General features: G+C 61.3%; 15 protein-coding genes. 6 read left to right on the top strand and 9 right to left on the bottom strand.

The genetic code is table 11. The features are described from left to right. Positions 1–80 precede the first annotated feature (80 nt). The 3 genes from ABRA89_RS13910 to phaC form a co-directional block, all read right to left on the bottom strand. The gene (locus ABRA89_RS13910; protein WP_349942098.1) at positions 81–962 is read right to left on the bottom strand and encodes a WYL domain-containing protein; all 882 of its coding nucleotides are present in this window, start codon (positions 960–962) and stop codon (positions 81–83) included. Positions 963–2,033: 1,071 nt separating this feature from the next. Continuing rightward, a complete protein-coding gene (locus ABRA89_RS13905; RefSeq protein WP_349942097.1) occupies positions 2,034–2,480 on the bottom strand; it encodes a hypothetical protein in 447 nt (148 codons plus the stop codon). Then, positions 2,477–4,321, bottom strand: a complete 1,845-nt coding sequence (gene phaC / locus ABRA89_RS13900; RefSeq protein WP_349942096.1) for a class I poly(R)-hydroxyalkanoic acid synthase — start codon at positions 4,319–4,321, stop codon at positions 2,477–2,479. The genes ABRA89_RS13905 and phaC overlap by 4 nt, the downstream gene beginning before the upstream one ends. Positions 4,322–4,486: 165 nt before the next feature. Between phaC and ABRA89_RS13895 the strand changes: the two genes are divergently transcribed. From ABRA89_RS13895 to ABRA89_RS13885, 3 genes are all read left to right on the top strand, one after another. Then, positions 4,487–4,945: a hypothetical protein gene (locus ABRA89_RS13895; RefSeq protein WP_349942095.1), complete on the top strand. Its 459-nt coding sequence runs from the start codon at positions 4,487–4,489 to the stop codon at positions 4,943–4,945. Positions 4,946–5,019: 74 nt separating this feature from the next. After that, positions 5,020–6,237, top strand: coding sequence for an LL-diaminopimelate aminotransferase (locus ABRA89_RS13890; protein WP_349942111.1), 1,218 nt, complete (start codon positions 5,020–5,022; stop codon positions 6,235–6,237). Positions 6,238–6,382: 145 nt separating this feature from the next. Then, complete coding sequence (locus tag ABRA89_RS13885) at positions 6,383–7,687, top strand: homoserine dehydrogenase (protein ID WP_349942094.1); 1,305 nt, start codon at positions 6,383–6,385, stop codon at positions 7,685–7,687. A 6-nt stretch (positions 7,688–7,693) separates the two neighbouring features. On the opposite strand, the gene ABRA89_RS13880 is transcribed toward ABRA89_RS13885, so the two are convergent. The 4 genes from ABRA89_RS13880 to purC all read right to left on the bottom strand — a co-directional run bounded on the left by ABRA89_RS13880 (position 7,694) and on the right by purC (position 9,875). Further along, the gene (locus tag ABRA89_RS13880; RefSeq protein ID WP_349942093.1) at positions 7,694–8,104 is read right to left on the bottom strand and encodes a hypothetical protein; all 411 of its coding nucleotides are present in this window, start codon (positions 8,102–8,104) and stop codon (positions 7,694–7,696) included. Next, a complete protein-coding gene (purQ, locus tag ABRA89_RS13875) occupies positions 8,101–8,781 on the bottom strand; it encodes a phosphoribosylformylglycinamidine synthase subunit PurQ (RefSeq protein WP_349942092.1) in 681 nt (226 codons plus the stop codon). The genes ABRA89_RS13880 and purQ overlap by 4 nt, the downstream gene beginning before the upstream one ends. Before the next feature lie 16 nt (positions 8,782–8,797). Then, a complete protein-coding gene (purS, locus tag ABRA89_RS13870; protein WP_349942091.1) occupies positions 8,798–9,040 on the bottom strand; it encodes a phosphoribosylformylglycinamidine synthase subunit PurS in 243 nt (80 codons plus the stop codon). Positions 9,041–9,110: 70 nt separating this feature from the next. After that, complete coding sequence (gene purC / locus ABRA89_RS13865; RefSeq protein WP_349942090.1) at positions 9,111–9,875, bottom strand: phosphoribosylaminoimidazolesuccinocarboxamide synthase; 765 nt, start codon at positions 9,873–9,875, stop codon at positions 9,111–9,113. Positions 9,876–10,204: 329 nt separating this feature from the next. Here purC and ABRA89_RS13860 point away from each other — a divergent pair, with 329 nt between their 5' ends. Together ABRA89_RS13860 and ABRA89_RS13855 are read left to right on the top strand one after the other, a co-directional pair. After that, positions 10,205–10,516, top strand: coding sequence for a DUF1476 domain-containing protein (locus tag ABRA89_RS13860; RefSeq protein ID WP_349942089.1), 312 nt, complete (start codon positions 10,205–10,207; stop codon positions 10,514–10,516). Next, a complete protein-coding gene (locus ABRA89_RS13855; protein ID WP_349942088.1) occupies positions 10,513–11,295 on the top strand; it encodes an HpcH/HpaI aldolase family protein in 783 nt (260 codons plus the stop codon). The genes ABRA89_RS13860 and ABRA89_RS13855 overlap by 4 nt, the downstream gene beginning before the upstream one ends. Before the next feature lie 19 nt (positions 11,296–11,314). Here the strand turns inward: ABRA89_RS13855 and ABRA89_RS13850 are convergent, their stop codons facing one another. Then, the gene (locus ABRA89_RS13850; protein ID WP_349942087.1) at positions 11,315–11,875 is read right to left on the bottom strand and encodes an RBBP9/YdeN family alpha/beta hydrolase; all 561 of its coding nucleotides are present in this window, start codon (positions 11,873–11,875) and stop codon (positions 11,315–11,317) included. 104 nt (positions 11,876–11,979) lie between these two features. Beyond that, on the bottom strand, positions 11,980–12,816 hold the full coding sequence (locus ABRA89_RS13845; RefSeq protein ID WP_349942086.1) for a tetratricopeptide repeat protein: 837 nt from the start codon (positions 12,814–12,816) through the stop codon (positions 11,980–11,982). 132 nt (positions 12,817–12,948) lie between these two features. Here ABRA89_RS13845 and ABRA89_RS13840 point away from each other — a divergent pair, with 132 nt between their 5' ends. Further along, on the top strand, positions 12,949–14,358 hold the full coding sequence (locus ABRA89_RS13840; protein ID WP_349942085.1) for a leucyl aminopeptidase family protein: 1,410 nt from the start codon (positions 12,949–12,951) through the stop codon (positions 14,356–14,358). Positions 14,359–14,381 lie beyond the last annotated feature (23 nt).

Here is a 14,381-nt window from a genome sequence, read left to right as displayed (position 1 = left end):
TTCGGCAGCCATGTTTTTGATCGTTTGGGAAGAGTGCGGTAGCAGTCTGCCGATTGCCCCCCTGAGTTTTACATTGCTCATTAAAGCTCCCTTCCGATTTGTGTGGCTTGGCAATCCAAATTCGCGGGGGAGAGAAGAACAATTTGTTGGTCTTGGGGACGACGCTTGGCGGGGTCAGAGTCAAGACCGAGACGCTTGAGCGCGTAATACAAAAGCGCCCTGCGGACCGGGATCTTGGCCTTTCCGTTGCGCATTCCGTAGTCGAGCGCGATGACTTTTTTCTGGGTTTCAGATAATTCGGGGTGGGGCCCGATTTCCAAAGTGACTTGCTCGTTCCAGTCGGCATCCCCGTCAGGCCCAACCTCACTCGGCTTGGTGCCGCGGGTCTCGATGATCCGCGAGAGCAGGAAATCCTTGAAGCTGTGGTCGGTGAGGCAGAATGCTCGCGTGTGCCAGCGAAACCCGTCGAACCCGATGGCATGCGGGGCGATCCAGCGCCAGCGAGGCTCGGGCCGGGAGAGCGACTGGTACTTGACCTCAATTGCTTCTGATCGCCGGATCGCGGCGATCACCGAACGCAGTGTCTTGGCGTTGACACCCCTCACAGGCGTTGGTGCGGCGTCGTAGGGCGGAAACTGACCGATCAATGCATCAGCCCGGTCTAGGATGCCATCGGCAACGGACCTAAGTTGTGCCAGATATCGTCTGGCGTCCGGCTTCAGGTAAAGCGGTGCGAACGCTGCACCGCGGACATACGTACGCGCGCTCTTGTCGTACTGCATGTTCTCCGGTGCCATTCCAATATAGCGGTTCAGATCGGTGGACGCCTGGTTCACCGACACCCCGAACGCGCTCATCAGATCGCCTCGATTCACATGCCCCTCCCAAAACAGGCGGAACTCGATGAATTCGAGCCGCTGCTCGACTCCCCACCGAAGATCTGCCTTCTCTGTTTCCACCATGCACTCCCAGCGACATGATCCGTCTCGTAACTAGGCGAGCCCAGTTACTTGACCTTCGATCAAGCTATCTGAGAAGTGGCGTGGGTTCAATCGAAATTGGGAGAGCCAGTGCGCAGGCAGGCACGGAGGGAAGTATGACGTCCGTAACGCAGCCGGCTTTCATCCAGGAGCGGTGTCAGGCACCGGCCTGCTGCGCGTGGCCGGGGTCCAAGGTGCTGGAGCGCATCACCGTCCGGCGCGTTTTCCGAAGCTGCGCATGGTCATGAAGAGCGAAGTTCTGCGAAAGCGAAGATTCACCCGCAAATTCGAAGGCGTACTGGCGCGATGTGGGGCATACTTCGAGCGAGTTTGTCGAAGAGTCCTCTCCCTCCGCCATCTCGCACTTCAGTGCGAGCATATTTCACAAAATATTGAAAGTTATGGCAATTTCCCGAGTTCGAAACGGTCGTCTCGGCTGAAGCGCGAAGCTCTATATCTTATGTCAGACAGAGCCAGTCTTGCTCATGCACGAATTTTGGCTCTCGGCATGTTGGCGTCTTTGGCATTGGGGTCTGCCTTTCTTGCGGATCTGCGGCGGTGAAAGGCACGAAACTGACTGTCGCAAATTTTTGCTCTACATCGTGACATTCCATTTTTACGCTCGGCGGGCTGCAGGTATCGCGCAGCTCCGCGATACCTGCCTCGCCGCCGCAAAAACGGCGCATCTGAAAACGGAATGGCCCATTCTTTCAGTTCACAGCTATCGAATGAAAGTTCAGATGCAACGCTCTATTTTCGCCGCCGCTGGTGCCGTCATTGCGACCGCTGGCTCGGTCTCGGTTGCTCGGGCCGGGTGTCAGCATTTCCGGGTTCGACGGCTACCTGGAGCGGGCCACAGTCGCTAGCTGCCGCTAAGTTCCACGCGTATTGAAGTGGCGAAGGGCGGCAACCGCACGAGATTGCCTACCATTTGAGTCTTTGGACGGAGTCAAGCGGCCTTCGACGAGTCGCGATAAGATACTGCATGTCGCTTTATTGTCGGATGTTCCTCCGCAAGGACGAGTACTCGCCGGTGTGAATTGCGGTTACGGCTCACTTGGCCGGTAGCGGCGCCTCATGCTCGTTGCCGTCTCGATCCCAGAGGCGGACGAGAGCGCATTCGAGGAAGCCGTTCTTATCGTCTCCGCCGCAGATTGCGGAGACGATCAGGTCCAGCTCCTCTGGGGAGGAGGCGTCGCAGATATAGCGATGGTAATGGAAACCTTCACCGGTCTGCAGGAAGATGTCGCCGGTCCAGCCATTCCCAAAGCACCAGCGGACGGGAATGCAATCCAGCTCCGTCAGGCCGCTTTCGGCAACGCATCGATCGGTGGCGCACGCGAAGCCTTCGGCTGGGCTATCGGCCGAACACACACCGGACCCTGCTTCCGGTGCCTCGACGATGGCGAGTCCCTGAGCGTGGGCGGCACCAACCGAGAGCGCGAGAGAGACCGCTGCTCCCGCGCCAAATCGCACCCAGCCTATGATCCCGGTGCTCACGCCTGAACCTTCACGTAGGAGCCGGGCGCGTCCTCGATCGGCTTCAGCTTACCGCCGCCCGGCTTGCGGGCCTTCACCTTCTTGGTGCCGGACTTTTCGGCTATCCATTCCGACCAGTGGGGCCACCAGGAGCCGGGATGCTCCTCGGCCTTTTCGAACCACTCCTCGAACGTGCCGTCCTCGTGCGGCTCGGCTCCTGTCCAGTGCTGGTATTTGTTGCGCGACGGGTGGTTGACGACGCCGGCGATATGCCCGGAACCGGCGAGCACGTAGCTTACATCGCCGCCGAAGAACTTTGATCCGCGATAGACGCTTTTGGCCGGAGCGATGTGATCTTCCTTCGTCGCGAGGTTGTAGATCGGGATATCCACCGCGCCGAGATCGATCTTCTCATCGCCGATGATCATTTCGCCCTTGGAGAGATTGTTCTCCAGATAGCAGTTGCGCAGATAGAAGAGGTGGTTTGCCTTCGGCATCCGCGTCGCATCGGCATTCCAGAACAGAAGGTCGAAGGGGACCGGTTCCTTGCCCTTCAGATAATTGTTCACGAAGTAGGGCCAGATCAGATCGGCCGAACGCAGCATGTTGAAGGCCTGCGCCATCTGGGTGCCGTCGAGATAGCCCTTTGCCTCCATTGTCGCTTCGAGGGTCTTCAACTGCTCTTCGTCGACGAAGACAAGGAGGTCGCCGGCATATTTGAAGTCCACCTGGGTGGCGAAAAGCGTCGCCGTCTTCGGCCGCGTGTCGCCCTTGGCTTTCAGATAGGCGATGCCGACCGACAGCAGCGTGCCGCCCACGCAGTAGCCGACCATGTTGAACTCTTTTTCACCGGTCGCCTTTTCGGCCGTGTCGAGACCGAACACGATCCCGTCCTCGATATAGTTCTTCCACGTCTTCTGGGCGTGCCGCTCGTCGGGGTTCACCCATGAGATGAGGAATACGGTGTGGCCCTGCTCGACCAGCCAGTTCACGTAGCTTTTCTCGGGCTTCAAATCGAGAATGTAGTACTTGTTGATCCAGGGCGGAGTGATCAAGACCGGCGTCTTGAAGACCTCGTCGGTCTGCGGCGAATACTGGATGATCTGACAAATATCGTTCTGGGCGATCACCTTGCCCTCGGTGAGCGCGATGTCCTCGCCGATCTTGAACGCCGAATAGTCTGCCTGCCGGACCCTGAGATTGCCCTTGCCGGCAGCAATGTCCTCGGCGAACATCTTCATGCCCTTCACGAGATTCTGGCCGTTCGACTGAACCGTCTCCCGATAGAGTTCGGGATTGGTCATGATGAAGTTGGTCGGCGACAGGGCGTTCGAGACCTGCCGCATGTAGAAAGCCGCCTTGTGCCGGGTATGGTCGTCGAGACCATTCGCTTCCTCGACGAGTTCGTCGGCCCAGCGGGTCGTCATCAGATAGGCCTGCTTCAGGAAATCGAAGAAGAAGTTCTGATTCCAGTCCTCGTCGGAAAAACGCTTGTCGCCCTTGTTCGGGGACGCTGCCTCTCCGTTGAGATTTTCGCCCGACAGCCGCCGTATCGAGTTGTTCCAGACCGTCATATATCCAGCGAACAGCCGGGTCTGGGCCTCGATCGCCCGCGTCGGATCGGTCATCCAGTATTCGCCGACCTTTGAGAGCGTGTCGACGATCTCCGCCATCGTGACCGGTCCGGTCTCGATATGGTTGCCTTTCTCGCGCGGCTCGACCCAGGCGCTTGCCGCCTTTCCGAGATGCTCGAACATCCGCGCCATGTTCATGGCGAATTGTTCGGGATCCTTGACCGCATATTCGGTCGAAAAAGGAACAGGTTCCGTGATTGGTTTCGAGTCCGATTGCTTATCCGCCATCGTCTTTTCCTCCCTGGGGGACCCATTACAGATGCGTTCCCAATCCGCCTTGATCCGGTCCTTGGAGCTTAGCCTTGATGGACATTCTCTCGGAGCGGGGACGGTTTTGTAAATTGTTTCTTTTAAGGTATGACACGATCGACGATTTCAAACAGGTCCTTCGTCATGTCCATTAAGTTTGGCGCACCTTTTGTCTCGAGCATACTCGTCGGCACGCTCGCGCTGTCCGGCTGCCAGGGTATTTTTCCTGGTGAGGAAGACTCATCGCTCGGTGCATTGCGCTTGGGTGAGGCTCGGGCCGTGGCGTCCCAGCAGCGGCTCGATGACGATGGTTATCCGCTTCTCGGCGCCTATCCCGGTGCTGCCGCGCCGCAACTTGCCGATGAAAATGTCGCTGCACTCGATGCGCGCTACAATGGCATCGCTGCCCAGCGGGCAGGCGCTTCCGGCAATACGGGCTATTCGTCGGCGATCGCGCGAGCCCAGAACGCACGCCAGAGACAGGCCCAGGCCGTTTCCACGCTGGACGCGGAGGCGGCCAGCCAGCCCGCTGCTTCCGGGACGACGGAGCGCGGGCCGCGACCGGAAGACGTCCTGCGCCAGATCGAAGCCACTGAAGAATAGACCAACTGAATTCGCTTCGGTCTTTCTGGAATTCCAATTTCGCGGCCAGGAGTTGCCGCATGGATACACGACCCATGGAAGACTATTACAAGATCCGTCGCCTGCCGCCTTACGTGTTCGAGGAGGTCAACCGGCTGAAGGCCGCCGCCCGCGCGAAAGGCGCCGACATCATCGATCTCGGCATGGGCAATCCGGACCTGCCGACGCCCGCCTTTATCGTCGACAAGCTCTGCGAGGTTGCCCGCGACCCGCGTGCCCACCGTTATTCCGCTTCACGCGGCATCAACGGTCTGCGCAAGGCGCAGGCTGCCTTCTACGAGCGGCGCTTTAACGTGAAACTCGATCCGAACCGGCAGGTCGTCGCCACGCTCGGCTCCAAGGAAGGCTTCGCCAATATGGCGCAGGCGATCACCGCGCCCGGCGACGTGATTCTCTGCCCGAATCCGACCTATCCGATCCACGCCTTCGGATTCATCATGTCGGGCGGAACGATCCGGGCGTTGCCGGCGAAGCCTGACGAGGACTTTTTGCGCGCGATGGAACGGGCGGTCGTGCACTCGATCCCGAAGCCGATCGCGGTCGTTCTCAACTTCCCGGGCAATCCGACAGCTTACACGGCGACCCGCGAGTTCTATAAGGACGTCGTTGACTTCGCGAAAAAGCATGAGATCATTGTCCTCTCAGATCTCGCCTATTCGGAGATCTATTTCGACGACGTTCCGCCGCCCTCGATTCTCGAGGTCGAAGGCGCGATGGATGTGGCCGTCGAGTTCACATCCATGTCGAAGAGCTATTCCATGCCCGGCTGGCGGATCGGCTTTGCCGTCGGCAATGAGCGGCTCTGCGCTGCGCTCGGCCGCGTGAAATCCTATCTCGATTACGGAGCCTTCACGCCGGTTCAGGTGGCGGCGGCCACCGCGATCAATCAGGGCGACGAGGCCGTCGCGGAAATTCGGCAGATCTACAAGAAGCGTCGTGATGTGCTTGTCGATGCGTTCGGCCGGGCCGGCTGGACCGTGCCCGCGCCGTCCTCGACCATGTTCGCCTGGGTGCCGCTTCCCGATGCGTACAAGAACATGGGCTCGCTCGAATTCTCCAAGCTGCTCGTCGAGGAGGCCGATGTTGCTGTGGCACCAGGCGTTGGCTTCGGTGAGCACGGCGACGACCATGTCCGCATCGCGCTGGTCGAGAACGAGCATCGCATCCGCCAGGCCGCGCGCAATCTGAAGCGCTTCCTTGCAAGCGGCGAGGAAGAGGGGCAAAAGGTCGTGCCGATGCGCGCCCGCGCCTGAGGTCCTGTCCGAAAGGCCGGTCGATCCGGCCTTTCAATCTCTTCTCGTTCGGGTTAGCGCAGCCGCCATCGAAACCTTGTCGGCCGCGTGACCTTCGTTTGGATGGTCGCGCGAGTCGATCCATGACAAATTGCGACTGATATCCATGACGAAACCATTGCGGATCGGAATCGCGGGCCTCGGCACCGTTGGTGCGAGCCTTGCGCGTCTCCTTCAGACCAAATCCGAGTCGATCACGAAGCGCGCCGGGCGGCCGATCGAACTCGTTGCGGTGTCGGCGCGCGACAAGACGAAGAACCGCGGTTTTGACGCAAGCGGTCTTGCCTGGCACGACGATCCGTCAGCACTCGCCCGCGAAGCCGAGATCGATGGCTTTGTGGAGTTGATCGGCGGCTCGGAAGGCGCGGCGCTCGACTGCGTGAAGGCTGCGCTGGAACGCGGAATCCCGGTCGTCACGGCGAACAAGGCACTTCTCGCTCATCACGGCGTCGAGCTGGCGAAGCTGGCGGCCGCCAATGGAACCGAGCTTCTCTATGAAGCGGCCGTCGCGGGCGGCATTCCGATTATCAAGACCATGCGCGAAGGCCTTTCCGGCAACGAGGTGAGCCGCGTCTACGGAATTCTCAACGGCACCTGCAATTACATGCTGACCCGGATGGAGCGCGAGGGCCTCTCCTTCGACGCCTGCCTTAAGGATGCGCAGGACCTCGGCTATGCCGAGGCCGATCCGACGTTCGACATTGGCGGTTTCGACGCTGCCCACAAGCTTGGCATCCTTACCTCGCTCGCCTTCGGCACCGAGATCGACGCCGATTCGATCTATGTCGAGGGGATCGAGGCGGTGACCTCGGAAGACATCGCCGCCGCGAGCGAGCTTGGTTATACGATCAAGCTGCTGGCGGTCGCACAGAAGACCGACACAGGCATCGAGCAGCGCGTTCACCCGGCGCTGATACCGGCCGCCGCGGCGATGGCGCAGGTTTCCGGCGTCACGAACGCGGTTGCGGTCGATACAGACCTTCTCGGCTCGATCATGCTGGCCGGTCCCGGAGCGGGCGGCGATGCCACCGCGTCAGCCGTTCTTTCGGATATCATGGATGTCGCGTCCGGCGTCGTTCTGCCGACGCTCGGCATTCCGGCCGACAAGCTGCAACCCTATGTCCGCGCCCGCATGCGCGCCCACGAGGGCGGCTACTATATCCGCCTCTCCGTGCGCGACCAGGTCGGCGCCTTTGCCTCGATTGCGACCCGGATGGCGGAGAACGAGATTTCGCTGGCGTCCATCGTCCAGCGCCGCCGTGCCGGTGATGGCGAAGCGACGAATGCGCAGGTGATCCTCGTCACTCACGAGACGACGGAAAGCGCTGTGCGCGAAGCGCTGCGTGCCATTTCAGATGACGGCCATCTCGCCGGCCAGCCGCAAATGCTGCGGATCGAGCGTCTGGACTGATCAGCGTCAGACGACGCAGTCGTCGCTTCCGGCGCGCCAGCGGGCAATGTCCGTCTGGGCGCGCTGGCCGATCTCTTCGCTGAGAAGCGGACCATAGACCGCGACGTTGGAAGAGCCGGCTTGACCTTCTGCGACCAGCAGCGGGCGGGCTTCCGGCTCACCAGCAGGTGTCAGCAGAAAGCGTGGCTTGCCTGAGAAGGAGGCGAGTTCCGGCGAGAGGCCGTAGGGCTCGAACGCCGGATCGCCGGACTTGAACCAGCAGCGATCGGCATTCAGCGTGAGCCGCTCCATCAGGTCTAGTCCCATCTCGGAAGGATCGGTCTCCGGTGTCTCCGAGGTGGTAGAGCAGGCGGCCAGCATAAGCATTGCGCCGAGCGCGAGAGTGAGGCGTTCGTGCCGGCGCTTGCGAAACATCATGCAGCTTCCCGCTGGGTGAGGCCGAGCGCGCCCTCGAAGATCGCGCGGCCATCGATACCGCCGTGCTCCGGCTCGATGAGGTTTTCAGGATGCGGCATCATGCCGAGGACATTGCCTCCGGCGTTGACGATTCCGGCGATGTCGTTGATCGCGCCGTTGGGATTGGTGCCTTCGGCATAGCGGAAGACAATCCGGTCGTTGTCCTGAAGCGAGGCGAGGGTGCTCGCGTCCGCGAAATAATTGCCGTCGTGATGGGCGACGGGGCAGCGGATGACCTGACCGGCCGAGTAGCCGCCCGTGAACCGTGTGTTCGCGTTGGTCACTTCGAGCTTCACCTCGCGGCAGACGAAACGCAACGTCGTGTTGCGCATCAGTGCGCCGGGCAGGAGGCCTGCCTCGCAGAGGATCTGGAAGCCGTTGCACACGCCGAGAACCGGCACGCCTTTTTCCGCCGCCTCCGCTACCGCGCGCATCACCGGCGAACGCGCCGCGATCGCCCCTGCGCGGAGATAGTCGCCGAAGGAGAAGCCACCCGGAATGACGATCAGATCGGACTGCGGCAGCGTGGTTTCGGTCTGCCAGACCGTCTGCGGTGCCTTGCCGGTAATGGTCTTCAGCGCGGCGATCATGTCGCGGTCGCGGTTCAGGCCGGGAAGAAGGACGACGGTCGTGTTCATGGACGTGCCCTCCGGGTCAGTCGAGGGTAATCGAGTAGTCTTCGATAACGGTATTGGCGAGCAGTTTCTCGCACATCTCGGTGAGCTGCTTTTCTGCTGCCGCCTTGTCGTCGCCCTCTAGTTTCAGGTCGAAGACCTTGCCCTGTCGCACGTCGTCGACGCCTTCGAAGCCGAGATGGCCGAGGGCGCCTTCGATAGCCTTGCCCTGGGGGTCGAGGACGCCGTTCTTCAACGTTACGACGATGCGCGCCTTGATCACGGGATCTGCCTGTCTTTCGAATGGATGATCTTCAAAGCCGGTGCCGGCTGCTTGACGGGGTTCGGCCGCCTTACTTGACCAACACCGGCCCGGAGGGGCGGGGCGGCTCGTTTTCATTCATGATGCCGAGCCTGCGGGCGACTTCCTGATAGGCCTCGACGAGGCCGCCCATGTCTCGGCGGAAGCGGTCCTTGTCCATCTTCTCCTGGGTGTTGATATCCCAGAGACGGCAGGAATCGGGGCTGATTTCGTCGGCGACGACGATTCGCATCATGTCGCCCTCGAAGAGGCGTCCTGTCTCGATCTTGAAGTCGATCAGCTGGATGCCGACGCCGAGGAAGAGGCCGGAGAGGAAGTCGTTGACACGAATGGCGAGCGCCATGATGTCGTCGATTTCCTGCGGGCTCGCCCAGCCGAAGGCCGTTATGTGCTCTTCCGAGACCATCGGGTCGTCGAGCTGGTCGGCTTTATAGTAGAACTCGATGATCGAGCGCGGCAGCACAGTGCCTTCCTCGATGCCGAGGCGCTTGGCGAGCGAGCCGGCCGCGATGTTGCGCACCACGACTTCCAGCGGAATGATCTCGACTTCCTTGATCAGCTGCTCGCGCATGTTGAGCCGCTTAATGAAGTGGGTCGGGATTCCCATCTTGTTCAGATGGCCGAAAATGTATTCGGAGATGCGGTTGTTGAGGACGCCCTTGCCGTCGACGACTTCGTGCTTCTTCTTGTTGAAGGCGGTGGCGTCGTCCTTGAAGAACTGGACGAGCGTTCCGGGTTCGGGGCCTTCGTAAAGGATCTTGCCCTTGCCTTCGTAGATGCGGCGGCGACGTGTCATAGCATACTCTGTTCTTGGCTAGCGGGACCGAGCTGGAAACCGTCTCAAGGGCCGCTTTTCTGCGTGAATAGACCAAAGCGCCCGGCACCACAATCGGCGGACGTGTCTCTATAGGGGATGAACGGGATCAAGGTCGTTATCGGCTGGCCGCACGTCAAGCCGAGTGGGGCGCGTAACACATCCAAAATCGGTCAACCATGGATTTTTCTGGGTTCGATGGCCCCGAAACGTCTTATCGCCGTTCTCTACCTCCGCCATATTATATGTGTAGAGAATCAGCCGCCGGAAGGAGCACGCTCCGACGGCGGGAATGGGTAAGGAGATCCGTCATGACCATGGCCGACCGCGAGCGCGATTTCGAAAATCGCTATATCCACGATCAGGAACTGAAATTCCGCATCCGGGCGCGCCGCAACAAGCTGGTTGGCCTGTGGGCAGCCGAAAAGCTTGGAAAGACTGACTCCGATGCAAACGCATATGCTCAGGAGATTGTCCGAGTCGACTTCGAAAAGCCCGGCGACGATGATGTCTTCGACCACCTCAAGGCGGATCTTGGCGATCAGGGCATTTCCGATGCCGAAATCCACGCCAAGATGGAAGAACTCCTTTCGCAAGCCGAACAGCAGGTGATGAGCGAATGAGCTCGCTGCCATCGCCGAAGGACCGCTTCTCCGCTCTGTTTGCGGGGGAGCCGGCACTTTCGGCCTGGCTTGCTTCACCCGATCCCTTTACGCAGGAAGCCTTTCTCAGGGCGGACTACGATCTTGTTATGCTCGACATGCAGCACGGCCTCCTTGATCGGAGTGACGTGCGCGATGCGATCACCCGCGCTTACGGCTTCGGGAAAGGCGCATTCGTTCGGGTGCCGGTGAGCGGGTTCGGCGCGGCTTCCTGGGCTCTGGATATGGGTGCGCGCGGCGTCATCATGCCGATGGTCGAGTCGGCAGACGATGCGCGAAACTTCGTGAAGCACATGAAGTATCCGCCGCTCGGGCTGAGGTCGTTCGGCCCGAGCCGGGCTGCGCCACTTGCCAAGGACGGCGAGGTCGACGCCTATGTCGAGACCGCAAACACCGAAACTTTCGCCTTCGCCATGATCGAGACCCGCACAGCGCTCGATGCGCTGGATGAGATCGCGGCGATCGATGGTGTCGACGGGCTCTTCGTTGGACCCTCGGACCTTTCCATCGCGCTGTCAGACGACAGCCGGCCCGACGTCGACGGCAATCGTCTGAAGGACGCCATGCAACGCGTCGTCGAAGCGGCAGAGAAGCACGGCAAGGTGGCGGCGGCCTATGCTGGGGATGCTGCACACGCCAATACCTATTGGAGCCGTGGCTTCGACTATGTCGGCATCAGCGTCGATCTGAAGGTCATTGCGGCGGCCGCTCAAGCTCTGGCGAAAGAGGCAAAGGGCTAATCAGGGCCACCGTCTCCCATCAATGGGTCGCGGACAACTTGCTCATGAACTTGCCGAAGGTGAGGAGCCCCTCGGGCCAGGGACCGTGGCCTGAATCGCCGTTGATATGGCCCGCTTCGCCTGCATCGATGAACAGCGAACCCCAAGCGCCGGCGATGTCTTCAGCGGCGTCGAAGGAAGAAAAAACGTCGTTTCGGCTCGCAACCACGATAGAGGGGAAGGGCAGGGGATCGCGCGGATAGGGCCCGAATGTCATCAGATGCTTCGGTCGGATCGCGGCATTCTCCACATCCGGCGGCGCGACGAAGAAGGCCCCTGCGATGCGTTTCTCGGCGTCTGGAATTGCGTGGACCGCTGTCGCGACGCCAAGCGAATGGGCGACCAGCACTACTGGCCGTGAGGACTCGCCGATCGCTTGCGTGACCGCGCCGACCCAATCCTCGCGAACGGGCTTGGTCCATTCGCGCTGTTTGACGCGCCGGGCCGTCGAGAGCTTGCGCTCCCACCGGCTCTGCCAGTGATTGTCCGGCGAGCCTTTATAGCCCGGGATGATGAGGATGTCGGCTTCCGCTACACGCATGGAGGCTGACTTGGAATCGGCCTCCCGCAATGTCAACTGGAGCTTGGCTGCTCAGGGACGGCGAGGCAGCATTTCTACGGCTTGGTTGACAACGCGAAAGCAGATCAGCCTTCTCCATCTTCCTGCTTCAGCTTCGACCATGTGTTGTTCTGAGCCAGCATCTCGCGCAGGAAGGCGACGTTGCCCTTGGCCTCTTCAGGCGAGAGCGTGCCGGCTGCCACCTTTTCCGCTTCTTCGAATCGGCCCTGAAGGCCGATCACGAGGGCGAGATTCTGCCGGATGCGCGCATCGCTGTCCGGCTGCTGCAGCGCCGCGCGCAGATAACGCTCGGCGGACGGCAGATCGTCGGCAAGAAGATAGGACATGCCGAGATTGGAAAGCACCGTCGCCTCGTTCGGCTTCAGCACCAGCGCCTTCTGGAAGAGGGCGCGGGCCTCAGCCGGTTTGCCCATCTGGTCGAGGATCGCGCCCTCGGCCGAATAGAGGCGCCAATCGGGGTAGTCCGGCGTCTGCGCGCGGCGGATCGTGTCGAGGGCTTTCGGCAGGTCGCCAGCGGCGGCAAGTGCCTTGCCGTAGGCGGCCAGTACGTCGCGATCCTTCGGATGCGCGATCGCGACCTGGCGCATTACGGCGAGGGACTGTTCGTTTCGCCCCGCCATCTGAAGCGCCGCTGAATAGGAAAGGCCGACCTGTTTGTTGCGCGGGTTGGCTTCGTATTGTCGGCCATAGGCGTCGACGGCATTTCGGAGTTCGCCGGACGACATCTCCGCGACTGTCTTGGCAGGGCCTTGGCGAACCGCTTGCTGTGGCGCGGTGCGCGAGATCGAGCCTGTCGTTTCGTAGCTGACCTTGTTGGCGCAGCCCGTGAAGCCAAGCGCGGCGATCGACGTTGCGACGAGAAGGGCCTTTCTGGAAGCCGATATCGGACTAATCTTGCGCATGCGCTGAGCTCTCGTCTCCGTTTCGACGGAATTCGGTGTCCGATGTGCCAGCGGGCTATCGGGCGATGGCTCGAAACATAAATCGTTAACCCTAATGGCCGGTTAATATCCGCCTGTGGTCCCGGAGTGCCGATGTCAGTCTCTCTCGTATCCGAACGTGCCGCCGAGTCCCGCCCCATCGTGCCCGTGCGGCCCGGTGAGCGCGACAGCCTTCTTGGCGAGACGCGGGACTGGGCGGAACTCTCCAGGTTCGATGGCGAAGCCGGCGATATCTGTCTCGTGCCCGGCAAGGGGGGCGTCCGCTCAGTTCTGCTCGGGCTGGGACGTGCGGATAAGCGCGATCCTAGCGACGGAGCCCGCGCCGCGCTGCTTGCCGGCGTTCTCGGCCGCAAACTGCCGGAGGGCGATTGGCATTTACCGGCCGAATCCGAACTCGATGCTGAACTTTTCGGCCTGGCGCTGAAACTCGGCGCCTACAAGTTCGACCGGTACAAGACAAGCAAGGGCGGAGACGCAAATCAGGAACCCGGTCTGCGCTTCCATCTCGGCGAGGCGGCGAATCTCGATCGCATCGCGGCACTCGCCGATGGGGTGTGCCTCGCACGCGACCTGATCAACACGCCCGTCAACGACATGGGACCGGCCGAGCTGGAACAGGCCGTCCGTGATCTCGGCGAACGCCGCAGCGCCTCGGTTTCCGTAATCGCCGGCGAGGCGTTGCTCGCGAAGAACTTCCCGATGATCCACGCCGTCGGTCGGGCAAGCGCGTCGGCGCCGCGCCTCATCGACCTGACCTGGGGAAGGCAGGACGCCCCGAAAGTGACCCTGGTCGGCAAGGGCGTTTGCTTCGACACCGGTGGCCTCGACATCAAGCCGCCGTCGAGCATGCTGCTGATGAAGAAGGATATGGGGGGAGCGGCCAACGTCCTGGGGCTTGCCTCGATGATCATGGCGCAAAAGCTGGACGTGCGGCTGCGGGTTCTCATTCCGGCGGTGGAGAACTCGATCTCCGACAACGCCTTCCGCCCGAGCGACATTCTCACGAGCCGAAAAGGCAAGACGGTAGAGATCGGAAACACCGATGCCGAGGGACGGCTGGTGCTCGCCGACGCGCTCGCCTATGGCGACGAGGAGGAGCCGGAAATCATGATCGACATGGCGACGCTCACGGGTGCCGCGCGTGTCGCCCTCGGGGCCGATCTTCCGGCCTTCTTCAGCGATGATACGAGCCTTGTCGGCGATCTGACGGAGGCGGGTGTTCGGCTCGCCGATCCGTCCTGGCGGCTCCCGCTTTATCGGCCCTACGGCCCGGACCTTTCGTCCAAGGTCGCCGACACCAACAATATCAGTTCAGGCGGGTTTGCCGGCGCGATCACGGCCGCGCTCTTTCTCGATGGCTTCGTCGAAAAAGCCAAGGCCTGGGCCCATTTCGATATCTATGGCTGGCGTCCGAAGGCCTCGTCGATCGGCCCGGTGGGCGGCGAAGCCTATGCCGTCCGCGCCCTTTTCGACGTTCTCGCAACGCGTTATCCGGCGAAGTGATTTCGAACGCATTGATGATAAGC

Origin of the sequence: Fulvimarina thalattae, assembly GCF_040239565.1 — a bacterium.
GTDB lineage: Bacteria > Pseudomonadota > Alphaproteobacteria > Rhizobiales > Rhizobiaceae > Fulvimarina.
Note: the sequence above shows the minus strand (reverse complement) of the source record. Positions and strands in the feature narration are given on the sequence as shown.

What these genes read in the sequence shown, in the direction of transcription:
- ABRA89_RS13860 (WP_349942089.1), top strand. Translation starts at nt 10,205, where the DNA reads ATGACCATGGCCGACCGCGAGCGCGATTTCGAAAATCGCTATATCCAC.
- ABRA89_RS13850 (WP_349942087.1), bottom strand. Translation starts at nt 11,875, where the DNA reads ATGCGTGTAGCGGAAGCCGACATCCTCATCATCCCGGGCTATAAAGGC.
- ABRA89_RS13910 (WP_349942098.1), bottom strand. Translation starts at nt 962, where the DNA reads ATGGTGGAAACAGAGAAGGCAGATCTTCGGTGGGGAGTCGAGCAGCGG.
- ABRA89_RS13840 (WP_349942085.1), top strand. Translation starts at nt 12,949, where the DNA reads ATGTCAGTCTCTCTCGTATCCGAACGTGCCGCCGAGTCCCGCCCCATC.
- purQ (WP_349942092.1), bottom strand. Translation starts at nt 8,781, where the DNA reads ATGAACACGACCGTCGTCCTTCTTCCCGGCCTGAACCGCGACCGCGAC.
- ABRA89_RS13845 (WP_349942086.1), bottom strand. Translation starts at nt 12,816, where the DNA reads ATGCGCAAGATTAGTCCGATATCGGCTTCCAGAAAGGCCCTTCTCGTC.
- ABRA89_RS13890 (WP_349942111.1), top strand. Translation starts at nt 5,020, where the DNA reads ATGGAAGACTATTACAAGATCCGTCGCCTGCCGCCTTACGTGTTCGAG.
- purC (WP_349942090.1), bottom strand. Translation starts at nt 9,875, where the DNA reads ATGACACGTCGCCGCCGCATCTACGAAGGCAAGGGCAAGATCCTTTAC.
- ABRA89_RS13855 (WP_349942088.1), top strand. Translation starts at nt 10,513, where the DNA reads ATGAGCTCGCTGCCATCGCCGAAGGACCGCTTCTCCGCTCTGTTTGCG.
- phaC (WP_349942096.1), bottom strand. Translation starts at nt 4,321, where the DNA reads ATGGCGGATAAGCAATCGGACTCGAAACCAATCACGGAACCTGTTCCT.
- ABRA89_RS13880 (WP_349942093.1), bottom strand. Translation starts at nt 8,104, where the DNA reads ATGATGTTTCGCAAGCGCCGGCACGAACGCCTCACTCTCGCGCTCGGC.
- ABRA89_RS13885 (WP_349942094.1), top strand. Translation starts at nt 6,383, where the DNA reads ATGACGAAACCATTGCGGATCGGAATCGCGGGCCTCGGCACCGTTGGT.
- ABRA89_RS13895 (WP_349942095.1), top strand. Translation starts at nt 4,487, where the DNA reads ATGTCCATTAAGTTTGGCGCACCTTTTGTCTCGAGCATACTCGTCGGC.